Annotated in this window: 17 protein-coding genes; 2 read left to right on the plus strand and 15 right to left on the minus strand. The window is 65.0% G+C overall.

All coding sequences use genetic code 11. The annotated features are described in order from the left end of the window. From A2I95_RS13335 to A2I95_RS13360, 6 genes are all read right to left on the minus strand, one after another. On the minus strand, positions 1 to 641 hold a 641-nt coding region (locus A2I95_RS13335; RefSeq protein WP_291730316.1), incomplete at its 3' end, for an ABC transporter ATP-binding protein. Continuing rightward, positions 638 to 1,717, minus strand: a complete 1,080-nt coding sequence (peaD, locus tag A2I95_RS13340; RefSeq protein WP_291730317.1) for a quinohemoprotein amine dehydrogenase subunit beta — start codon at positions 1,715 to 1,717, stop codon at positions 638 to 640. The genes peaD and A2I95_RS13335, both read right to left, overlap by 4 nt. A gap of 13 nt (positions 1,718 to 1,730) precedes the next feature. Beyond that, the gene (gene qhpC, locus A2I95_RS13345) at positions 1,731 to 2,054 is read right to left on the minus strand and encodes a quinohemoprotein amine dehydrogenase subunit gamma (protein WP_291730318.1); all 324 of its coding nucleotides are present in this window, start codon (positions 2,052 to 2,054) and stop codon (positions 1,731 to 1,733) included. Further along, positions 2,051 to 3,475 carry a quinohemoprotein amine dehydrogenase maturation protein gene (gene peaB, locus A2I95_RS13350; RefSeq protein WP_291730319.1) on the minus strand — a complete coding sequence of 475 codons (1,425 nt, stop codon included), beginning with the start codon at positions 3,473 to 3,475 and terminating at the stop codon, positions 2,051 to 2,053. The genes qhpC and peaB overlap by 4 nt, the downstream gene beginning before the upstream one ends. Positions 3,476 to 3,492: 17 nt before the next feature. Further along, a complete protein-coding gene (gene peaA / locus A2I95_RS13355) occupies positions 3,493 to 5,016 on the minus strand; it encodes a quinohemoprotein amine dehydrogenase subunit alpha (RefSeq protein WP_291730320.1) in 1,524 nt (507 codons plus the stop codon). After that, positions 4,992 to 6,353, minus strand: coding sequence for a hypothetical protein (locus A2I95_RS13360; protein WP_291730321.1), 1,362 nt, complete (start codon positions 6,351 to 6,353; stop codon positions 4,992 to 4,994). The genes peaA and A2I95_RS13360 overlap by 25 nt, the downstream gene beginning before the upstream one ends. Before the next feature lie 160 nt (positions 6,354 to 6,513). On the opposite strand from A2I95_RS13360, the gene A2I95_RS13365 reads away from it, so the two are divergent. After that, entirely contained in the window at positions 6,514 to 7,575 is a 1,062-nt protein-coding gene (locus A2I95_RS13365; protein WP_291730322.1) for an AraC family transcriptional regulator, read from the plus strand. Here the strand turns inward: A2I95_RS13365 and A2I95_RS13370 are convergent. The 3 genes from A2I95_RS13370 to A2I95_RS13380 all read right to left on the minus strand — a co-directional run bounded on the left by A2I95_RS13370 (position 7,544) and on the right by A2I95_RS13380 (position 9,579). Beyond that, entirely contained in the window at positions 7,544 to 8,860 is a 1,317-nt protein-coding gene (locus A2I95_RS13370) for a type II toxin-antitoxin system HipA family toxin (RefSeq protein ID WP_291730323.1), read from the minus strand. The genes A2I95_RS13365 and A2I95_RS13370 overlap by 32 nt on opposite strands. Then, complete coding sequence (locus A2I95_RS13375; protein WP_291730324.1) at positions 8,857 to 9,138, minus strand: helix-turn-helix transcriptional regulator; 282 nt, start codon at positions 9,136 to 9,138, stop codon at positions 8,857 to 8,859. The genes A2I95_RS13370 and A2I95_RS13375 overlap by 4 nt, the downstream gene beginning before the upstream one ends. A gap of 129 nt (positions 9,139 to 9,267) precedes the next feature. Then, the gene (locus A2I95_RS13380) at positions 9,268 to 9,579 is read right to left on the minus strand and encodes a DUF2218 domain-containing protein (protein ID WP_027260067.1); all 312 of its coding nucleotides are present in this window, start codon (positions 9,577 to 9,579) and stop codon (positions 9,268 to 9,270) included. Positions 9,580 to 9,865: 286 nt separating this feature from the next. On the opposite strand from A2I95_RS13380, the gene A2I95_RS13385 reads away from it, so the two are divergent. Then, positions 9,866 to 11,704 (plus strand): ABC transporter ATP-binding protein, encoded by a 1,839-nt coding sequence (locus tag A2I95_RS13385; protein ID WP_291730325.1) that lies wholly within the window; start codon positions 9,866 to 9,868, stop codon positions 11,702 to 11,704. 86 nt (positions 11,705 to 11,790) lie between these two features. Here A2I95_RS13385 and A2I95_RS13390 read toward each other — a convergent pair whose 3' ends face one another. The 6 genes from A2I95_RS13390 to A2I95_RS13415 all read right to left on the minus strand — a co-directional run bounded on the left by A2I95_RS13390 (position 11,791) and on the right by A2I95_RS13415 (position 20,972). Then, complete coding sequence (locus A2I95_RS13390; protein WP_291730327.1) at positions 11,791 to 12,630, minus strand: TIM barrel protein; 840 nt, start codon at positions 12,628 to 12,630, stop codon at positions 11,791 to 11,793. After that, complete coding sequence (locus A2I95_RS13395) at positions 12,627 to 13,931, minus strand: DUF6005 family protein (protein ID WP_291730329.1); 1,305 nt, start codon at positions 13,929 to 13,931, stop codon at positions 12,627 to 12,629. The genes A2I95_RS13390 and A2I95_RS13395 overlap by 4 nt, the downstream gene beginning before the upstream one ends. Next, positions 13,928 to 15,160 carry an AMP-binding protein gene (locus A2I95_RS13400; protein WP_291730331.1) on the minus strand — a complete coding sequence of 411 codons (1,233 nt, stop codon included), beginning with the start codon at positions 15,158 to 15,160 and terminating at the stop codon, positions 13,928 to 13,930. The genes A2I95_RS13395 and A2I95_RS13400 overlap by 4 nt, the downstream gene beginning before the upstream one ends. A 5-nt stretch (positions 15,161 to 15,165) precedes the next feature. Further along, positions 15,166 to 16,878 carry an IucA/IucC family siderophore biosynthesis protein gene (locus A2I95_RS13405; RefSeq protein ID WP_291730332.1) on the minus strand — a complete coding sequence of 571 codons (1,713 nt, stop codon included), beginning with the start codon at positions 16,876 to 16,878 and terminating at the stop codon, positions 15,166 to 15,168. Further along, positions 16,865 to 18,640, minus strand: a complete 1,776-nt coding sequence (locus A2I95_RS13410) for an IucA/IucC family siderophore biosynthesis protein (RefSeq protein ID WP_291730333.1) — start codon at positions 18,638 to 18,640, stop codon at positions 16,865 to 16,867. The genes A2I95_RS13405 and A2I95_RS13410 overlap by 14 nt, the downstream gene beginning before the upstream one ends. Positions 18,641 to 18,986: 346 nt before the next feature. Further along, positions 18,987 to 20,972 (minus strand): TonB-dependent siderophore receptor, encoded by a 1,986-nt coding sequence (locus tag A2I95_RS13415; RefSeq protein ID WP_291730334.1) that lies wholly within the window; start codon positions 20,970 to 20,972, stop codon positions 18,987 to 18,989. Between the last annotated feature and the right edge of the window lie 135 nt (positions 20,973 to 21,107).

The raw sequence follows: 21,107 nt of genomic DNA on the forward strand, positions 1-21,107 counted from the left end.
GTGCGCGGCCGCGCCCAGATCAGGAACAGGAGTTCAGCCGGGGCCAGCAGCGCAGTCAGCAGGCCCAGCCGCCAGTCCAGCACCATCAGCATTGCCGAGCCGCCAATCAGACGGATCAGCGCTGAGGAGCCGCCAAGCACCGCGTTGAAGGCGAATTTCTGCACCTCTGCCGCATCGCCATCAACCCGCGCCAGCAGCTCACCGGCGCGCTGGGTGGCGAACCAGCCGGACGGTTTTGCGGCCATCCGCGACAACAGCCGCCGCCGCAGCTGCGCCAGCATCCGGACCGAGGCGCGCATATGCAGGATATTGCTGAGTGCACCGGTGCCGGTGGTCAGCAGGCCGATGGCAAACAGCGACAGCGACCAGACCACCAGCTGGGACGGATCTCCCGCCATCAGCCCGCGGTCGATCACCAGCTTGCTGATATAGGGCGGCAGCAGGCCGAGGGCGGCGGCGGCAAAGCTGATCAGCAGCAGCAGCGCCAGCCGGTGGCGGTGCGGGAGCAGCAGCGGCAGCAGCCAGGCAGCAGCGGAGGGTGTGAAAAGCGCCGCACCGGCCCGGGCAGGCAGATGCGGCCAGGCGCGGGCCGCCGCAGGGCGGCCCGGCTGGGGGGAGCTATGGGCAGCGGGCCCGGTCATCCCTGCGGCACGACGTGCAGGGTGGAGACCGACATGTCACCACCGGAGGGCATCCGGATCTCGCCCACACGCTCCAGCGTTTCGCTGTCGTAGATGCCGATGTCGTCATTTGTGCCGCCGACATAAATCTCGCGCCCGTCGCTGGAGACGTTGATCACGTAGTAGGTGTGCGGCAGGTCCACGCGCTTGACCAGTTCGCGGGTGTCCAGGTTGTGCTTGGAGAGCTGGGTATAGACGCCGTAAAGATGCTTGGGGTCCGTCGCACTGCGGGCGGCGGAGAACATCAGCACCTCGAAGGAGGCGAAATCAGCGATCTCGGTCTCGCCGGTGGTCAGGTCGACCGACTGGTAGCCCCAGACAAAATCCGCCAGCTCCTGCTGGGTTTCGTCGGTAAAGACAGCCGCCGTGTACATCAGCAGCATCTCGTCGTTCTGGCTGCCGGTGGGCCAGAACGCCAGCACATCCGGCGGGCTGTAGGCGGGGCGGTCCCAGCTGGCGTTGGCAATCGCCACTTCGGTTTCGCCAGTGGCCGGATCAACGCGGTAGATCTCATGCCCTGCGACATAGACCTGGCCGTTGCGGTCGCTGGCCATCAGGGTGGAGCGGCGCGGCGCCTGGTGGATGGCCGCGGGTTCAGCCTCCAGCCCGGCGCCGGCGTCATAGACCGCGAATTCCGGCTGCATCACCTCGTAGCGGTCGATCTTTTTGCGCACCGGGTTGCGCACCGTATAGATCTGGCTGCCGTCCTTGGACACGGCGAGCGAGGCCAGCGAGCGCCGGGTCACATCGCCCTCGGACTGGGCGGCATGGAACACTTTCTCGCAGGTCTCAATGTCGACGCCGACCACATCCTGCCAGTGGTTCAGCAGCACATAGGCGATGCGGTTGTCCGGCGACATGGCAATGACGCCGGGGGTCACGTTGGCGCCCAGATCGCAGTCGGATTTGACCGAGCGGGTATCAGCTTCAAAGACATAGAGGTTCGAGGGCCGGGCCACCGTCACCAGCAGGTCGCCGGCGGTCAGTGGCAGGGCGGAGGCGCAGAGCGCGGCAGCAGCAAAAAACGCGGTTTTCATGATGCGAGTCTCCTCAGGTTTCGGCGTCTGTGGGGTAGGTGGCGCCAAGCGCGCGCCAGTCCTTGGCGGCGTTGGGCGCGCCTTCGTCCCAGTTCTGGTGGTTGACCATGATGTCCGGCACCTGGGCGGGCCACCAGCAGGGGTCGGAGCAGCCGTAAAGGTCCGCCTCCATCGGCTGGCAAAGGGCGGCAAGGCCGCCGAAGGGGTCAACCTCCCAGCCCGGATCGAATGTGGTGGCGCAGCCGGCGGTCACGGTCTGCATCGCGCGGACCTCTTCCATCTGGTCTTCGGTTGCGGCCTGCTGGACGCGTTCGGCTTTTTGATTGAGCGGTTTCATTTTCCAAACGCCCTCCTCGGCGCAACATGGTGGTGGAAATACTGCGGCGCCTGGGCGATCAGCCGGGCATAGGCGGCAACGCCGAAATCGATCCAGTCGCGCATCAGGTCGCAGTAGTGATAGGTCGGCATCATCGGGTCGCTGAAATGGGCATAGCTTTCGTGGTAGCAGCCGCCCGCGCACAGGTTGCGGATGCGGCAGGTGGCGCAGCCCTTCTCGGTGCGGTCGGAGCGCGCCTTGATAAATCCCGACAGCTCCTTGCGCTTTATGCCGTCATCGACGGTGCCGAATTGCTCCATGTCCGAACCGGTGAAGCGGTGGCACAGGTTCAGCGCGCCGTCGTGATTGACCGCGAGCATCCCCACACCGGCGCCGCAGGGCAGTGCCTTGGAGCGGCCTTCATAGAGGTCGTTCATCATCTGATGCATGTTGGAAAAGCCGATGTTGCGGCCCTTCAGCGCCTCCTCGACATAGAGGCTGCCAAGGGATTTCATGCCCTCAAACACCTCCAGCAGTTCGGCGCCGTTGAGGTTGAAGGCGTCCATGTCGCCGGAGGTGACCGGCGAGAAGCCCACCTCGGCAAAGCCGATGTCGTTGATCAGGTGGTCCCAGATCTCATGGATGTTGGTGACGCCGGCGGTCAGGGTGACGCGGGCGCCCACTGGTTTCGATGTGTAGCGCGACAGCAGCAGCCGGGCCTTGGCGGCGACCGCATCATAGGTGCCCTTGCCGCCGACCGTTTTGCGGTTCAGGTCGTGCTGCGCCTTGGGGCCGTCGATGGAGACCGTCAGGCCGAACTTGTGCTGGTCGAGCCAGTCGATCAGAGGTTCCGTCAGCAACGTCGCATTGGTGGTGAGGCTGAAGTTCACCGCCTTGCCAAGAGCCGCGAAATACGGCTCGGCCCAGTCCACCACCTGACGGATCAGCGGCTGGTTCGACAACGGCTCGCCGCCGAAGAACACCACGTTATAGCTGTCGCGGTCCGGGTTTTCCGCCAGCAGCATCTCCACCGATTTCCGCGCGGTGTCAAAAGCCATTTTCTGGCCTTTGGAGGGCACCGCCAGATCTTCCTTGTAGCAGTAGGAGCAGGCCAGGTTGCAGCCGGTGTTGACGTTCAGAACGATGGTGGTCAGCGGAAAATTCTCGATCTCTATCGGCGGGCGTTCCGGTTGCAGCGGGCGGCCGTCGTTGACGATGTCCAGCCGCACCAGCCCGTCGAGCCTTGCCGCCGCGTCCGTGGCTGCAAACCGCGCCTCGAACTCGTCCATCGAGAACGCCTGCGCCTGCGCGGCGTAGTCGAGAATATCGCGGTCGGTGCCGTCCATCTCGAAGATCGAGGTGGTGGGGACGTGGAACAGAACCTCGCGCCCCTCGACCTCAACCCTGTGCGCATTGGCTGGCTGATAGTGGAAGTCTTTCATGGTCTCTCTCCCCTGTCTCAACGGATCGGCGGGTCAATGAAGCGCTGCACGGTGACAATCAGCATCGCCTCCGCCTGCTGGCCCATCGCATCGGCCTGCACTTTCAGCTCACCCGCGTTGTTGGCGCTGAAGGGGCGGTCGGGGTTGGGGCCGGCAATGGCGGGTTGGAAGATGCCGTTCGGCTGCATTTCGCCGGCAAATTCGGTGTCCTTCATGTGGGCTGCGTGCTCATGCGCGTTGGCAACGGTCCACTGCGCCTCGATCCGGCCGATGCGGATGTCGTCCTCGGTTCCGGCCTTGCCGTCTAGGCCGTTCCACATGCCAACCGCGTTGAAATAGGCAGGCACCGGCGGCGGGCCTGCATCGCTGCCGCCGCCAACGCGGGCGATGGTGAACTCCGGCTCTACCCGGATGCTGTCGACCGAGGTGTAATGGGCAATCTGCCCTTCGGCCCCGTCCGCGTTGAAGGTGGCGGTGCCATTGCCCTCAGCCGTCAGCGACAGGGCCGCGCCAAAGCTGTTTGCGACTGCATCGCCGCTGGAGCTGGAAAGGGTGTCCAGGCCGGTGCCGACCACCTGCACCTGCGCCTCACCTGCCGGAACGGCGGAAGGGACGGTGCCGAGGATGACGCTGCCCGCTCCGGCACGGGCACCGGTCAGCGGTGCGCCAAGGGCGTCGTTGCTGCGGTCGAACTGGCGGCCCTGCAGGCTGTTGCCATCTTCCGACAGCGCCAGCACCTGGCGGTAGGCGGTGCCGCCGATGTCCAGATTGGCGCGCCATTCATAACCGGTATAAAGGTTCATCTGCCCCGACGCCGGATGCGATGTGCCGTCCGCCGTCACAAATTCGCCGCTGACCTGATAGGGCGAGGCATCGCCGCTGACCGTCAGCCGCCCGTAGGCTTCGCCGATGCCGGGCAGGTCGGTCAGCACCACCCAGTCGCCCGCCACCGGCTGTTTGGCTGCGGCCTGCCAGTCCGCCCAGGCGGCTGTTTCCAGCGGGTTCTGTTCGGCCAGATAGCTGGCGATCTCGGTCCGGGCGATCTTGTACCATTCGCGGTCGCGGCCAAGCGCCTGATATTCGATGGTGGGGAAATGGCCGACATGGAAATCCATGTGCAGGGTCCATTCCTCGGCGGTGCGGTTCTGCAGCAGCCCCCGCGCGCCGGTATGGCAGCGCGCGCACATCGAGGCAAAGGGCTCGTCAAAGCTTTCCTGCGCGTTTGGGTCTTTTTCCAGCGCATAGCGGAAGGGGGCGGCCTCAGCGGGGGCCAGGCCCTGGCTGTCCGACAGATGCTGCACGATGGCGCGGCGGTCCGCGGCGCTGATCTCCAGCCCATGCGCCTGCTGCATCCGGACGATGGTCATCATCCAGCCTTCGGGTGTTTTGCGCTGGCCGCTGATCCGGCTCAGCCCGGTTTCTTCTGCGGTATGGCAGCTGGAACAGATGTTTTGCAGCAGCTCCTCGCTGGCCAGCGCAGGCGTCGCCCCGGCGGCGGATATCAGGAGGGCAGCCGTCAGACTGCGGGGTCGTAGTTGCATGGATTGGTCTCCCTGTTTGTGGTGTCCCAGGGGATCTGCGCCCCCTCGGTGAAGCCTTGCGACAAAAGCCATTGGTGGATGGCGCGGGCGGCCTGCGGCGGGGCCTCTGGTAATACTGAGGTATGAAACCGGGCCGGACCCGGCAGCGGCTGGCCATTCAGGCGGCGCAGCAACGGCACGATCTCCTGCCCGGCAGCAAAGGCGGCGCCGCCGGGGGCATCGCGGGTGATCAGCACCTCGCGCCGTGCCAGGCTGCCGTTTTGCACGATGACCCGGCGGGCGATGTGCGGGCGGATCTGCGTATCATGGGCGGGGATATCATCGGGCCAGGCCGCACGCTGCTGCCAGAACGGCGTGCCCAACCCCGCCTCGCGGTAGAAGTCCCGGCCCACACGGGCCTGCCGCCAAAAGGTCTCGGCCACCCGGTTGCGGTAGAAATCGCAGGCCAGCGCCGTCTGGCCGTCCAGCAGCGCCCGCGCGATGGGCACCGCCATCAGCGCCGAGGACACAGCCCAGAACATGCCGTGCCCGGACAGGGGATCCAGCGCCACCGCCGCATCACCCAGCCGCGGGCAGCGCGGATCAAGTTCGGGTGCGGTCAGCCGCGGTGCGATGGCATGAACGGCGGGGGGACGGGGCAGGGGGGTATCCCCCAGCACCTCCGTCCACAGCGCCGTTAAGGCAGCCCTCCCGCCGGCCTGCCTGCCCAGAGAGGCTGCATCACCCACCGCCTGGAGCCACAGCTGATCCTGCCCAACAGGGATGGACCAGATCCAGCCGCCGGGCCGGGCTTCGATCCGGGGGGTATCCATGTCCGTTGCCGGCGGCGGCACAAATCCGGCAATGGAAACGGTCTCCGGCCCGATCAGTTCTGCCCGGTCCAAATCCGTGGATTGGCGCGGGGCGCGGCGGCCGCGGGCCTCAAACAGCAGGCCGGCGGTGAGGTTTTGCCCGTCGGACAGGCGGATTTCGCCCGCCTCCGGGCAGACAGTGGCCACCGTCTTGTAAAACACAGTGACGCCCTCAGCCCCGGCGGCGTGCAGCAACCCGGTGTCGAACTGCTGCCGGTCTGCCGGATGCTCGCTGTTCTGGCCGCCTTGGAACGCGCCCCAGCTGACATGGCGCTGCGCTGCCGGGCCGATGCCAGCCAGCGGCAAGCCGTGCCGCTGCAGGATTGCGGCGACGCGGGCGGACATGCCTTCGAACCGGGGCGCGCGCGGCGGCAGGGTGGCCAGCGCCACGCTGTATCCGGCCCGTGCCAACAGAATTGCGGCCACCGACCCGGCCGGGCCGCCGCCTGCGATTGCGATATCAAAGGTGCCGAATTGAGGTGCCATTTGCCCAAGGTGCCCCGGCAGGGCGGTGCTTGTGGCGGACACATCCGGACAACAAGACGACATTTCCGGACAGAATCGGCGGCTGCGGCCTGGACTGCAGTGATTTTTCTGGAATGGCCGGTTTTTGCGGTATTCTGGCGCAATCCTGAGGAACCGCGCGATGCCACACACCTATCAGCCCCGGATTTCGGCCACCACTTTGAACGACCCGCTGCGGGCTGTTGAGTTCATGAACGGCGATTCCGGCAGGATTTTCCGCACTGCCGGGATCGGTCCTGATGACCTGGAAGGAGAGATCGGCCTGAAGAAGTTCGTGGACTTCTGCGAGCATGCCTCAGACCAGCTGGGGCTGCCCGATTTCGGCTGGCGGGTGGGGTCGGTGTTTGATCTGCAAAATCTTGGCACGCTTGGAGATTTCATCATGCAGGCGCCGACGCTGGGGGCGGCGTTGTCGCTGTTCCGCAATGCCTTTCCGATGGTGCAGAGCGACTCGGAATTGCAGCTTACGCTCGAAGGCGGCAAGGCACTGATGACGTACCGGATCCTTGATACCGGCATCTGGCCGCGGCGGCAGGATGCGGAGCTGACGCTGTCGGTGTTCCATAGCCTGGTGAAGTCCGCCACCGGGCCGGACTGGCAGCCTGATCTGTTGTCGCTGGAGCACGAATCAAGCGCCTTGCAAAGCCGCAGCAGTGCCGGGCCGCGCTGCCCGGTGCAGATTGCCGCCGCATCCAACACGCTGGTGTTTCCGGCGGCATTGCTGGATCTGCCGCTGGCGGACAGCGAAAGCCCGGCGTTCAAGGCGGCCTCGCAGTCGATGGTCCGCACCGCCCGGCAAAGCGAGCGTGAAGCGCCGGTTGCGGTACGGGTGCGCCGCGAGCTGCTGATGCGGATCGGCCGCGAAAGTTTTGAGCAGACTGCCATCGCCACCGCCTTGGGCATGTCGCGCCGGACCCTGCGGCGCAAGCTGGAGGAGGAGGGGCAGAAGTTCTCGCGGCTGCTGGCGGGCTGCCGGATGGAGATTGCCAAGCGCATGCTGCGGGCGCCCGGGGCGCAGCTTCATGATATCTCAGAGCGGCTGGGTTACTCTGAAGTTTCCGCCTTTGAACGCGCTTTCCGGCAGCGGGAGGGGGCGACACCGAGCCAGTACCGCAAGCAAGCGTCTGCCTGCGGGGCCACGGTGCTGGGGGTCAGCGCCTTGGGATCCGGCCCAGGATCCTGAGGGCGTTCTGTTCGGCGCAGCCGGCGGCCTGTTGCACATAGCCCGGCGCGGTGCCGGGCAGGCCGGAAACATGCTGTTCGGTTGCCGGGCGGTGTTCCACCATCAGATCCACCAGCCGGGTGATCCGGTTCAGGACCTCGGCGGGGCGGAAGCCAAGTTCGGTTGCGATTTGCGCAAAGTGATCCGGTGTCACGTCCGCGGGCTTGCGTTTGCGGCCGCCGATTTTCTGGGCGAAATACTGGTTCACGGCCGGCCAGGGCAGAACCGTGGAGACATCGTAAAGCGGGGCAAGCTCAACCGACGGGCCAAGCCTGTGCAGCATGGAGTAATTCTTGGCGTGGGCGTCGGTGTTGGCCACCAGGATGTTGAAGGCGAACTGGTCAAACAGGTTGAGAACGTCCTTTGGCTCAAGATGCCGGGCGGCGGCGAACAGAGTGGCGAGAGTAAAACCCGGCACCGTGCCGGCCTCGTACTTGCGGCCCGGGGGGGTGGCGGTGGCTTGGGCAAAATCCTCCTGATGCAAGCGCTGGATGTGCCCGGAAGCGGACAGATGCCGGTCATAGCGCAGAACGCAAATGGCCGACCGGGTTCCAAGGGCGATGGAGGCGGCTCGGGCAGCGGGGATCCCGATCTTCTGCGCAAGTGTCAGGCAGTACAGCTCGTTCTCAACAATGCCCGGCAGCCGTGGATTGTCGGGCTTGAGGATGACAGTGGAGGGGGCGCCGTTTCTGGGAATGGCCAGCCTGCTGCCGTCCTGTGGCAGCTGCAGCACCGGGCGCCCGTTCCCGTCCAGAACGGCGAGGGCGGATTTCTGCTGCCCGCCGGCCAGCGACAGGCGGACACCATCGGCGCCGGCCATGAAAGGCCGCTGGGCCAGATCGTTGAAATGCGCCTGCAGCGCGGCCTCGGGGCTGGAGGTGCGGTAGTACTCTGTCAGCAGGACGTAATCCCACTGGTCCTGCAGGGACGGGCTGTCAAAGGACAGCGCCCCGGCGGTGTCGCCGCCGATTTCGCGCAGCAGGGCCACCGCATCTGTTTTCGACAGGCCAAGGGACCGGCTGAGGGTCTCCAGTTGCTGTTCTTCGGGCAGCAGGTTTGCCAGCCAGGGGGCCGCAATGCTGTTTGGAAACGGATCAAGCCCAAGCGGCATCAGCACCGAGATCGGGAAGGCGCGGGGGGTGCTGATCCATTCCGGCGTATAGGCAAACCCAGTGGTGCCGTCGTCATGCACCGTGATGCTGCCAACCAGAAACTGCGCATAGAAGACCGGAACCTGAAGGGTCATTCCAAGTCTCCAAGGTCATAACCGGCGGCGGTGCCTGTCTGCGGCGCAGCCTCCTGGGATGCGCCGAAGAGATCCGCCACCGGCACGTGCAGGGCCTTGGCAATCCGGTACAGGGTCGACGCCCGCGCGTCGCGGGTGCCGGTTTCGATGGTGGAGAGGGCCGAAACACTGGCCCCGGTCAGTTGCGCAAGCTGGGTCAGGCTAAGGCCCTTGCCCTTGCGGATGCTGCGGATGGACTGGCCGAGGCGGATCAGCTCCGGGTGTTTCTGATCGGTCATGCAGGCTCCGTTTTATCGAATACGATAAATATGCCCTGTGGCCGGAGGCAAATCAACAGTTTTACCGTATTCGATAAATTTGACTGGAAACGGGTCAAACGCCAGTGAATTTACCGAATACGGTAAAGGTCAGGCCGGGGCCGTCGCGGACTGCCAGGTCATGTTTTTGAACTCTTCGCGAAAAGCAAAACGGGCGAGGTGATTGTCGATGATCTGCCGCGCGTGATCGAGTTCCTCGGGGGTCGGGGCGGTGACCTTGGCGGTCAGATCCTGACCGGTTGCATGCAGGGTTGCAGGGCCCATTCCCAGCGCAACGGTGCCTTGACCGGTTTCATCGGCGGTGTCGAATTGCACCTCGACCTTATGGGCAAAATGCTTGCAGAGCTGCTGCAGGTATTTTGCCCCGTTCGGGGTGTCAAAGCGGCCTGTGTCGGTGAGCATTGTTCAATTCCTTACTGTTTTACTAGGTTACGTGTAATGTAGTGAATCGCAACGGCGCTGCAACCCGTAATCAGGGGCAGACCAAGCGGCGCCGCGCCTGCGCTTTTTGCGGTGCGGGGCATTTGCGCTGCTGACAAACGGCTGCGGGCATTCTAGAAAAGCCGGGCTGCGGTGCAGGCATCTTTCGCTATGGTTTCAGATTCGGCCCCGCCCGTGGACCGTCTGCAGGGCGGAAACGGCAACCCACATCTCAAGCGATCCCAATACAATCCTTGAGAGGGTCCCCATGTTCCGGGCTTTTGAAAACCTTGTCGATCCCTTTGCCGCAGAGCGGACAGCGCCGCCGCGGGCCAGCCTGCGGGCCTATCTGATGCAGCAGCTGGCGCCATACCGCAAATGGCTGCCGCTGATGTTTGCCACCGGGGTGCTGACAGCGCTGATGGAAAGCGGGCTGATCTTTTACTCCGGGCGGGTGGTTGATCTGATGGCAGAAACCGGCGCCGCGGCGTTCTGGGCCGCGCATGGCACCGAGATGCTGCTGGCGTTGTTCTGCGTGCTGATCCTGCGGCCGGCGCTGGTGGGGCTGAACCATCTTCTGCTGGAGCAGACGCTGTCGTCGAACCTGCAGGAGCAGGTGCGCTGGCAGGCGCACCGGCATTTGCTGGGGCAGTCCGTTGGTTTTTTCCAGGGCGATTTTGCCGGGCGGCTGAGCAACCGGGTGATGCAGATGGGGCCTGCGGTGCAGGACAGCGTGCATATGCTGTTCGAGGCGGTGCTGTTTGCGGTCACCTATATGATCGGTGCGGTGCTGGTGCTGTCGCAGATCGACTGGCGGCTGGCGGTGCCTTTGGTGCTGTGGGTGGGTTTGTATGTCTTTTATGTGCGCCACGTGGCGCTGAACGTCGCGGCCACGGCTGAAAAATGGTCGGATGCGCGGTCTGCCGCGACAGGGCGGATCGTTGATGCCTATGGCAATATCGAAACGGTCAAGCTGTTTGCCCAGAACCAGCAGGAGCAGGTTTATGCGCTGTCTTCGCTGCGCCGCCTGCAGGCGCGGTATCAGCGGTTTTTGCGGATGATGACGACGCTGGCCTTTGGCAGCATTGCCATCAACGGGGTGCTGATCCTGATCGTGGTGGCGCCGGCGATCTGGCTGTGGATGCGCGGCCAGGTCAGCGTCGGCGAGGTGGCGGCGGCCTCGGCCCTGACAATCCGGCTGAACGGGATGAGCGGCTGGATCCTGTGGGTGACGATCCGGCTGTTTGAAAACATGGGAGTGATCCGCGAGGGGCTGCGGTCCCTGTCGGCGGCGCATGGCATCACCGATGCGCCGGGGGCGCCGGCGCTAAAGGTCGGCAGTGCAGAGATCCGGATCGAGGGGCTGACCCATCATTACGGAAACACGCGCGGCGGCGTGAACGGGATTGATCTGCATATCCCGGCGGGTCAGCGGGTTGGCCTTGCCGGGCCGTCGGGGGCGGGAAAATCGACCCTGATAAACCTGCTTTTGCGGTTTCGCGATCCGGAGGGCGGGCGCATTCTGATTGACGGTCAGCCGATTAATACGGTGACGCAGAACAGCCTGCGCGCGCAGATCGGGGTGGTGACGCAGAACACCTCGCTTATCCACCGCTCGGTGAGGGCCAATATCCTGTACGGCAATCCTGGCGTCACCGAGGCGGAGATGATTGCCGCGGCCAAACGCGCCGAGGCGCATGAGTTCATTCTGGCGCTGCGGGATCAGGCGGGGCGCAGCGGCTATGACGCCCATGTGGGAGAGCGCGGCGTGGCGCTGTCGGGCGGCCAGCGGCAGCGGATCGCAATTGCGCGGGTGGTCCTGAAGAACGCGCCGGTCCTGATCTTGGACGAAGCGACCTCGGCGCTGGACAGCGCGGTGGAGGCGGCGATCCAGAAGACGCTGTTGGACGTGATGCAGGGCAAGACGGTGATTGCGATTGCGCACCGGTTGTCGACGATTGCCGGGATGGACCGGATCGTAGTTCTGCAGGAGGGCGAAATTGCCGAGGACGGCAGCCATGCGGAGCTGCTGGCGCGGCAGGGGGTCTATGCCGGGTTGTGGCAGCGCCAGGCCGGGGCGGCGGAGCGGGTACCGGAGGCGGTCTGATTTCACAGAGGCCGGATACTGAAACAAGAAACCCGCTGCGCCGGCCAGGTGCCGCGGGTTTCTTTTTGAGCAGGCCGCGCAGCCGCCTAGACCGCTTCGGCAGTCTCGGATAAATCCTTGCGGGTTCGAGCACGGATCTGAGCGATATCGCCTTTTAGGGTCTGAAGCACCGCATCACCGAACCATTCCAGCGACGCCTCGCAAGCGGGGTCCTGCGCCATTTCCGCCAGCAGGGCGCTGTAGTCATAGGCCCCCTCGAACAGCGGCACCATGCCGTTGCGGGTGCCTGCCGCGCTGAAGACGTTGCCAGGGGCAAAGACTCCCAGCCGGTCGCGGGCGGAGATGTTTTTCAGATGATAATGCGCGATGTGCGGCAGCAGGATGCGGCGGGCCTCAACCGGGTCGTCGCCGCCTTCCCAGACATGCAGCGCGTCAAAATTGATGGCCAGCGCGGCGTGATTGGCGGCGTCGATCAGATCGCAAGTGGCAGCCAGCGAGTCTGCAAGGGTGCCGGGGTGGGTTTCCACCAGCAGGCGCAGCCCGTGATCGGCGGCGATGATGCAGGCTTCATGCAGGGCGCGGATAATCTGGCGGCGTTCCCCGGGCGTGGCGCCGGCGCTGGCCTGATGGCCTGCAAAAGTGCGCATCTTGGCGGCTCCCCAGGTGCGGGCCTGGGTGCAGAGCGCCAGCGTGCGGTCGCGCAAAAGCTCCGGGTCATGCAGCGGCAGGTAGTCGCTGATCATCGGCACCGACAGCCCCTGCGCCGCCATCCACTGGGCGTTATGGATGGCCAGCGGCGATTGATTGCGGGCGTGGACGCCCCAGAGTTCGATGCCCTGAAAGCCGTTGTCGCGGGCCCAGAAGGCGATGTCCTTGAGTCCGATCAGCTGATGGCGGAAGGAAATAGTGCAAAGCGATATTTTCATGCCGGAACCTCCTCGGGCTGCGCAATGTCCTGCGGGGGGCTGGCCCGGAAACTGGCCTGGGCTGGCAGATTGGCAGCGCACCAGGTTTCAAATTGGGCATGCAGCGCGGATTTGATGGCGAATTCAAGCTGGTCCAGCGCATCCAGCGCCGCGAACAGGTCGGGGACCATGGCACGGTCGCCGGTATGGGCGATGCGGGCAGCCAGAAAGTGCAGGCTGCGGAAGCCCTCGCACAGGGCCTCGACCCGGTCGCATTCGGCGTCGAAGGGTTCGAATGCCGTATCTAGTTCCTGCCAGAAGAATGCAAAGGCGTGCTCATAGGCGTATTTGCGCAAGCTGAGCACCGGCATTTCCCGCACCGCGCGGCCAAGGTCGGCCAGTGCCAGCGGCCGCGCTGGGTTGCAATGGTAATCGAAGATCCGCCGCAGGGCGGAGGTCAGCAGGTTGTCGTCCGCGCGGAAGGTCTCAGCAAAATAGGCGGCAAGGTCCTGCGGCTGCGGTGCCTGCGCATGGCCGCTGTTCAGGATGTATCCGCCCGCGACGGTGGGCTGCGCCATTGCGTTCAGGATGGTTTCGCGCGGCAGGGCGCCGCGCCAGCGGTAGTCCGGGTCATAGAGGTGCCAGAGGTCAGGGTCCTCGGTCAGCTCAATGATGACGTAATGCGGGAAGGGGTTCTGGTTGTACTTGTTCTCGCGTTCCGGCAGGTGGAACATGTCGAGGAAGACCACAAGCTGCTCATCATCGGATTTGGTCGACAGCAGCTGTTCGAAGCGGATCAGGTTCTGCTCCTTGGTCTGGCTGTGGTCGTACCATTCGCGCACCGGGATGTTGTAGAGCCGCTCGACCCAACGGGCGAAGTGGTCCTGGGTGATTTCCTCGCTGTGGTAGGCGAGCTGCATCGCCGGGGTCACCCCAAAGCTGCTGTCCCAGGTGCCGAAGTAGAAGGGGCGGAAGTTCAGATGCGCGTGGCGGCGGATCGCGGCGCAGAGGCAGCTGACAAAGCAATGCACGGTGATTTCGCTGGGGGCCGGGGCGGTGTCCGCGGCGGGTTCTGGGGCTTCGCCCAGCAGCATGCGGATCAGCCCGTCGACGGTGGCGAAATCGTCCTTGGACAGCTCGCGTTCGGGCACCTCAACACCGTGATCGGTTTCCAGATGCAGCATCAGGTTGATGAGGATCACCGAGTCGATGTGCAGGTCGTCGTTCAGCGCGGCCTCGGGGCGGAAGTTCTGCATATGCGCATTGGCAAGCGGACCGGCCAGGGTCTGGCGGATGGCGTCGAGAATGGCGTCATAGGTCATGCGGGTACCACCTCCTGCGCGTATTGGGCTGAAATTTCGCGGCGGCTGATTTTGCCGTTGGCTTGGCGGGGCAGGGCGGGCAGCTGTTTTATGAGGTGCGGCTGCTGGTGGCCGGCCAGCGCGCTGCGGCAGGCCTGGCGGATGGCGTCTTCGGTTGCGGTGCCTGAATAGAGCAGTCCGGCGCGGGCGCCGGAGTGCGGGTCAGGGATGCGGAAGGCGACGGCGTCAGTGACGCCGGGCAGGGCCATCACCGCCTGTTCCACATCCTGCGGGTAGACGTTGAGGCCTGCCACATTGATCATGTCATCGGCGCGGGCGGTGAAGACCAGCATGCCGGTATCATTCAGGTGGCCGAGGTCGCCGGTGTCGATTGTCTGTCCTGCGATGGTGATGCGCACTGCGTCCGGGGTGCCGTTCCGGCCCGCGGTGAGGGCGGCATGAGGCAGCGGCTGGCCGACGTCATAGGGGTTCTGCAGATCCTGGTTGATGGCGACGCAGCCAGCCTCGGAACAGCCGTACTGCTGGAACAGATAGGTGGTGCGGGCGCGGATCGCTTGGAACCAGGCCTCTGGCAGCACGGTGCCGGAGGTGTTGGCCGCGTAGAGCCGCTGGCCTTCGGGCAGGAGGCGGGCCAGCGTGTGCAGCATCGCAGGCGAAGTATAAAGCAGCGGCTGATCGGTCTCGCGCAGGCGGCGCAGGATGTATTTCGGGTTCAGGCTGTCGAGCACCACCGGCACATGGCCGCGGTGCAGCGCCACAAAAACGCCGGCAATCAGCCCGTAGGAATGGGTGACGGGGCAGGCGATCACCGGCGTCATTGCGGCGCTGGCGGTGAAGAAGGCGGCGTAGCTTTCGACCTCTGCCGCGATTTCGTCCCAGCTGCGGGTGATCACCTTGGCGGCACCCGTGGTGCCGGAGCTCATCTGCACCAGCACGCCGCCGTGCGGGGTGCTTTCCGCTTGCGGCAGGGCGGTTTGTTTCAGCCCGTCGCTGAGCATCAGGTCGCAGCCCGCGGCCTGCGCCATGGTGCGGGCGGTTTCCGGCGGGATGCCCGCGTGGATCGGGAACACGCCAGCGTTCTGCGTGCGCAGGTAAAGCAGCGCCGAGAGCGCGGCGCCGACGTTCTGCATGTGCAGGCCGTAGCGGTGGGTTGCGGGTTCCGCCAGCACGCGTTCAAGCCGCGCGGCGAGGTCAGAGGGGTCGACGGTTGTGTCGTTCAGAACAAACATGGCGGTTATCCTTTTCCGGTGGCCAGCGCGTTGGCGATCAGGTGGCCGTGCTGCGGGTTATCAGGGTCTAACTTGCGGGAAATCAGGCTTTCGGCGCGGATCTGCGGGGTGAAAGGAGCAAAGGCGGCCTGCCGGTCCTGCATTCCGTGTTCGGCGGCGTAGCGGTCCAGACGGGTGCGGACGCGGCGCCAGAAGGTGGCCTCTGCCAGGCCGTAGTGGCGCTGCAGAAGGTCGAAGAGGTCGGCGAGGTTGAAGACAAACAGCGTGTCCATCACCAGCCAACGCAGTTCCTCAGTCCGTGACATGCGGTGGAACTTGTCCGGCGGCGCGTCCGCATAGGCCGGGTCGATTGCGGCGAGGTCCGGGCAGAGGTTTGGGCGCGACAGCAGCTCCGGCACGTATTCCAGGCTTTCGTGGAAGTCGCGGGCGATGAGGCCCGTGGGCCAGCCGTTTTCGTGGTGCAGGATCAGGTTCTGTCCGTGCGCCTCCAGCCCGATGCCGTGCGCGACCATCAGGTGCCAGACAGGGAGCACCGTGGTCTCGATCAGCCGGGCGAGCCAGGCGTCGAGGCCGTGGGTTTCGATCCAGGGGGCAATAAGGGGGCGGCCGTCGGGGTCTGTCAGGGCGAGGCCGTTCACGGGCATCATGCTGTTTGCGGGCAGGCCAAGCGCTTCGGGGCTTTGCCGCCAGATCGCGGCCAGATGCCCGTCCAGCGCGGTGCCGCGGCCGGCGGTGATGGCGGCGTATTCCGGCAGGATGGTCAGCGGGTAGCGGCTGGTGAACAGCGGGTCGCTGTCCAGCACTTGCGCCAGCCAGTTGGAGATCGCAGGAGCGACGGCGACCGATTCCGGCGCGAGGGTGCGCAAGGCCGAGGTGTTGCGCATCGCCATGGCGGTTTTCACATGCGCGCGGGCGGGGTCTGCGGCGTTCATCAGGGTGCGGATTGACTGGGTGGCGCGGCAGGGGGTGCCGATGGGGCCGGCGTCTGCAAGTTGCCCGGATGCGCGCCACCCGTTGAACAACGGGTCTTCCTGCAGTTTGGCGTGCTGCCAAGGGTGCAGGGGCAGGAGGTGGAAATCCTGCAGGGGGGTGCTCTGTGCCTCTGCCTGCGCGGTGATGCGCTGCCATTCTTCCTGGCCCAGCTCCTGTGCCCAGAATTCTGCGCAGGGCAGCACCTGCTGCACCAGATCGCGGTGGAACAGCACGCCGGTCAGGCGGAAGGTTTCGCCGCCTTCAGGCCCGTAGGCGAGGTGGTCGGCGTCGGTGAATCCGCTGCGGGCCTTGTAGCAGGGGTGGTAGGGGTGGCCCTCGTGCAGGGCGGTTTCCAGCGCGGAAATGCCCAAACGGTGCCGCCGGGTTGCAGCGGGGATGTGCAGCGCGGTCAGATCGCTGAGGTGCTCAGTGTGCCGAAGGTCGGCGCGCAGGATGTCCAGCGCGGGCGAAGGTTCTCCCACCGCAGCCAGCACGTCTTCGGTGGTGGCGGAGCGCCATGTGCGGCCCATCCGGACCTCGATGCTGCCCTCCTGCATCCGGTAGCGGCCAAAGGCGCCGCGGCGGCCGCGGGCGCGGAACTGGGTCTGGCGGAAGGACCAACTGAGGGTCTGGCTGCGGTCCAGTTGCAGCGATGCGGCCCAGCCCTCGCTGAGCAGCGCCTCACACAGCTGGCGCAGCACGCGGGGAGCGGAGGTTGCGCGGCTTAAGGGTTCATGCAGGGACATCGGCACGCTCCTGCAGGGGCTGCGGCTGGGCCGCGGCGATGGGGTTTGGCATCTGCAGGAACATCCCTTCCTGCGCGGTGGTCTCCAGTTCATCCACGTTGTGGACGCGGGTCAGCAGGTTGGCCTTGGCAGCCAGCGACGGTGCGGTCAGCAGGTAGCGGGCAAACTCCGCCGCGGCGCCGGTGAAGCGGCTGGCGGCGGCGATCAAACGGCCGCGCAGTTGCAACAGCAGCGCGGGTTCGCTGGTCAGCCCGTCGCAGCCCAGACGGCGGATCACCGCAAAGATCTGGTTGACCACCAGGTAGTAGGCAAGCCGTTGGTTGATGTGGCCGCGCGGGTAGACCAGCGCGGTCTGGCCTGCCAGCGGCGGCTCCAGCGCGCTGAGGCGGGGGAAGGCGTCGCGGGTGATGAAGTAACCCTGATTGTCGCGGTAATAGCCGCGGGACGGAAGGCCGGTGCCGAGGTCCAGCAGGCTGTTTTGCTGATGCGCCTCCAGCGCGATGCCGTGCCGGTCATAGAGCTCCAGCACCGGGTCCAGCATACAGTCGAGATAGGCCTCGAACCAAAGACGGGCGGTCTCAGCGGGGGATTGGCCGCGGGCCGCTGCCAGACGATTGATGAGGGTGGTCAGGAGCGCATTGCGGCCGGGCAGCGGGTCGGCGGTGAGGGCGGCGAGGTTATAGATGCCCTTGCCCGCTGTGCCCATAAAGGGATTGTCGCGGAAAATAACCTCAAACCCGCTTTCGCGGCGGCCCGGCAGGTCTAGGGTGAGATAGGCGGGATCATCGATGATCCGGAAGCGCGGGCTGAGTTTGCTGAATTCCAGCCTGTGCAGCAGCCGGGCCATGGACACACCCACGTCCAGTTCGTTGCGCAGGGTGACGCGCAGCGAGTTTGTCAGCCGCACCGGGATCGAGAATTTCAGCATCCAGGGGCAATCCGGCGCATAAACCGTGCGCACCGAGGAGGTGGCGGCAAAATCGCCCCCTGCCGTGCCCAGGTCGCGCAGTTTGCCCGAGGCCAGAAGCGCCTGCACCGCCGGATCCAGCCGCAGCATCTGCGCCTGCAGCGGGTGCGCGGGGATCAGGGCTTCATGGGTTGGCAGCTGAAATGCCCCGGCGATGCCGGGGATCTGATGGGCCATGTCCGCGGCGGTCCCGTGTGCGGCGTCCTGCGAGACAATGCTTTTGTCGGCAGCAAAGAAGGTGAGCGGGAACCGGCCTGCGTACTCGGGGGCGTATGCCGCCTGCTGCCAGTCAGACAGCCCGTCGCGGCTTTTGGGAGTGGGGTGCAGCCAGTGGCCGTAGGCGAGCGCCTGCTCTGCTGCCAGGAAGCAGTCCGGGTCGGGCGTGCCGGCGTTGCGGCGCAGGATCTTTTCGATTTCGGCGTTGCTGTTGAAGACGCCGCGCAGGAACTCCGGCAGCTTGCCGGGATCGCGTTCGTTCAGATGTGCAAAGCATTCCTGCGCAATCAGTGTCATCACCTGCACCGGCGCGGCCGCCTGCCAGGCGGAGCGGCCCGCAAAGCGGATCTGCGCCGCCCCGAAATGATGCGGCCCGGTCCGGGAGTAATACGCGACCGCCACCCGCAGACGGGCGGGAATATGGCTGAGCGGGATTTCAACCGCATCAGTGCCGCTGGTCAGAGTGGCATTGTCCGGCAGGACTTCCCGCAGGAAGCCGTTCAGCAGTGCCTGCAGGGATGCAGCCTGAGATGCAGCCTGGGCGCTGGGGCCGGGCTGGATGGTTTTCTGGAGGCTCATCGCGGGCCGCCCCGCAGAGGCGTGATGAGAGGAGAGGCAGGTCGCATGGTCCAGGGTTTTCCCGTAGCCGTGCCGCGGCGGGCCGATGCCTGGCGGAGCGCCGGGCATTCAGGTCAACCGGGTCTGTTTCGACATGAACTAGCGGGATGGCTGGCTGCTGAGCGGCGCCGGCAGAAGGCAAGGCGCCTGGTGTGACGTTGAATTCACACCGCTCTGATTAATCGGATTCCGACGGGCGGGGAAGCGGGTTTTTTCAAAAATACGAAGGATTTACGGTACCCGGCAGAAGACCGCGCATGACGGAAATCCGAGGCAGGGGCGCCAAGGCAGGCGCCCCTGCGGTTGCTTAGAACTTAAGGGTGGCAACAACCGAGATATTGCGGCCCGGTTCTTTGATCGAGGTGATCGATGCGGCGGTGTATTCGGTGCCATAGGTGGCCCGGTCGGCGTACTGAGTGTCGAACACGTTGTCGATGGCCGCCCGGATGGTGACGTTGCCAAGGGACGGCGGGCTGTATTCGGCGAAGAGGTTCAGAACCTGATAGCCTTCCTGCTTTTGGGTGTAGGTTTCATAGACGCCATTGTCGTTCGACAGGGCGGCCTCGACGCTGCCGCCGACCAGCAGGTTCATCGTCGGGATTTCCTGCTGCACCTCAAAGGCCAGAACTTTGCCGATCGGGGTGCCCGAGTCGACGACAAAGAAGCTCTCCGCCGGCTGGCCGTTGAATTCGATGTCGCTGCTGTTCATTGTGAAGCGGGCAAAGCCGCTGTCCCAGCCATAGGTTGCGGCCAGGTTGAAGCCTTTGCTTTCGAAGTCGCTGCCGATGACAGCACCGGCCCGGGTGACGCCGCGGACATTGCCGATATTGGTCTTGAACAGCTCACCGCCCAATGTCCAGTTGCCGCGCTGCCAGTCGGCACCAAGGATGATGTTCTTGGCGCGCGAGGACCGCAGGGCCGCATAGTCCCAAGCCTGATAGAACAGGAAGTTGTCTTCCAGATCGTAACCGCCGAAGACGTTGGAATAGCCGGCCCGCAGCGATAGCGAGCCGGTCAGGTCATAGACCAGCGACAGGTTGCCGCTTGCCCCGGAGGTTGAGCCGGTGAACGGGGTGCCGGTCTGGGCGAAATCCTGGCCGGTAAAGTCCTGCCAGTCGTACCGGACGCCGGCAGAGACGCTGAGGCGCTCGGTGGGTTCAAGCCGGGCCTGGGCGAAGACGCCGAAGTTCTTGCTTTCCTCCCCGGTCAGCCCGTTGACCCAGGTCGCGTTCACCGTGCTTTCGCGGACCTGATAATCCACGCCGGCGGTAATCGTGTTGCTGTCCGACAGGTGGAAATCGTTCTTCAGCGTCAGCGCGTAGGTGCTGGAGCTGGTGGATGTTGAATCGCCGAACGGATCGGAGGGGCGGTCAACGTTGATGTCGGAGAACCCCAGCGTCGCCGAAGGGTCCCAAAGGCCGGTTTCATTGCCGCTCTCATAGCGCAGCGAGGCGATGCGGCGGCGGGTGTAATAGGGCGCGAAGCCGCGGGTGCTGGAGCCGAAGTTGGGCTGGAAGTTGCGGATTTCGTTGTCCTGCGCCTCCTGGAACGACAGTTCGATCCGGTCGCCCTGATCGCCCTCATAGGCGAATTTCAACAGGCCTGCAGTCAGGTTTGCGGCGGAGCCGGTCACCTCGTTGCCGTCGCCGTCCTCGTAATTGTCGCCGGTTGCGCGCTTGGCGTAGCCAAGGATTTCAAAGCCGCCGCTGCGGCCTGCCAGGGTCAGCGAGCCCTGGGCGGTACTGCCGTTGCTGGAATAGGACAGGCGGGACCGGCCGCCGAAGGTTGCGCCGTCTTCGATAATGTCTTCGGCGTCGATGGTTTCCATCACCACCCGGCCCGCCAGCGCGCGGGGACCTGCGTCGGCGGGGGCGACGCCGGGATCGACGCGGACCGATTTCATCAGGCCAGGGTCAAAGGCGTTGGCGCTGACGTGGTGAAAGGTGCGGTTGTTCTGGCTGACGCCGTCCACCTGCACCGCGAGGTTCAGCATGTCGACGCCGTTGACAAAGATCTTCTGCGCAATCGGAATGCCGCCGCCGACGGAGACCGAGGCGATGCCGGCAAACAGGTCTTTGAGGTCGCCCATCGCGGCGCGTTCGATCTCGGCGTCGGCCACATAGATTGATGTTGCGCGGTCGGCGGCGTTGCCTGCGGGGTCGCGCTGTTTGACGATGATCGGATCCAGCGACAGCACCTCGTCTTCCTCGGCAAAGGCGGCTGGGGCGGAGATGAGAGTCAGAGCGGTGCTGCACAGCAGCCCTGACAGGCGGATGTTGGAAGTTCGTGCCATGATAAACCCGTGTTCTAAGAGCTGTTAGCTTGGGTTGAATCCTGGCTGGCCTTGCAAAGGCTGGGGCCTCATAAGAAGCAATTCCAGCGGCTGCAAGCCCCTGTCCGGGCGATTTTCCGTTAATCTGCTGATGTT

The organism is Leisingera sp. F5, from assembly GCF_001593695.1.

Coding starts and splice junctions, on each gene's coding strand:
- A2I95_RS13380 (WP_027260067.1), bottom strand. CDS start 9,579: ATGCTCACCGACACAGGCCGCTTTGACACCCCGAACGGGGCAAAATAC.
- A2I95_RS13370 (WP_291730323.1), bottom strand. CDS start 8,860: ATGACCCTTCAGGTTCCGGTCTTCTATGCGCAGTTTCTGGTTGGCAGC.
- A2I95_RS13365 (WP_291730322.1), top strand. CDS start 6,514: ATGCCACACACCTATCAGCCCCGGATTTCGGCCACCACTTTGAACGAC.
- A2I95_RS13410 (WP_291730333.1), bottom strand. CDS start 18,640: ATGAGCCTCCAGAAAACCATCCAGCCCGGCCCCAGCGCCCAGGCTGCA.
- peaA (WP_291730320.1), bottom strand. CDS start 5,016: ATGCAACTACGACCCCGCAGTCTGACGGCTGCCCTCCTGATATCCGCC.
- A2I95_RS13375 (WP_291730324.1), bottom strand. CDS start 9,138: ATGACCGATCAGAAACACCCGGAGCTGATCCGCCTCGGCCAGTCCATC.
- A2I95_RS13400 (WP_291730331.1), bottom strand. CDS start 15,160: ATGTTTGTTCTGAACGACACAACCGTCGACCCCTCTGACCTCGCCGCG.
- A2I95_RS13405 (WP_291730332.1), bottom strand. CDS start 16,878: ATGTCCCTGCATGAACCCTTAAGCCGCGCAACCTCCGCTCCCCGCGTG.
- peaB (WP_291730319.1), bottom strand. CDS start 3,475: ATGAAAGACTTCCACTATCAGCCAGCCAATGCGCACAGGGTTGAGGTC.
- A2I95_RS13415 (WP_291730334.1), bottom strand. CDS start 20,972: ATGGCACGAACTTCCAACATCCGCCTGTCAGGGCTGCTGTGCAGCACC.
- A2I95_RS13360 (WP_291730321.1), bottom strand. CDS start 6,353: ATGGCACCTCAATTCGGCACCTTTGATATCGCAATCGCAGGCGGCGGC.
- qhpC (WP_291730318.1), bottom strand. CDS start 2,054: ATGAAACCGCTCAATCAAAAAGCCGAACGCGTCCAGCAGGCCGCAACC.
- A2I95_RS13390 (WP_291730327.1), bottom strand. CDS start 12,630: ATGAAAATATCGCTTTGCACTATTTCCTTCCGCCATCAGCTGATCGGA.
- peaD (WP_291730317.1), bottom strand. CDS start 1,717: ATGAAAACCGCGTTTTTTGCTGCTGCCGCGCTCTGCGCCTCCGCCCTG.
- A2I95_RS13385 (WP_291730325.1), top strand. CDS start 9,866: ATGTTCCGGGCTTTTGAAAACCTTGTCGATCCCTTTGCCGCAGAGCGG.
- A2I95_RS13395 (WP_291730329.1), bottom strand. CDS start 13,931: ATGACCTATGACGCCATTCTCGACGCCATCCGCCAGACCCTGGCCGGT.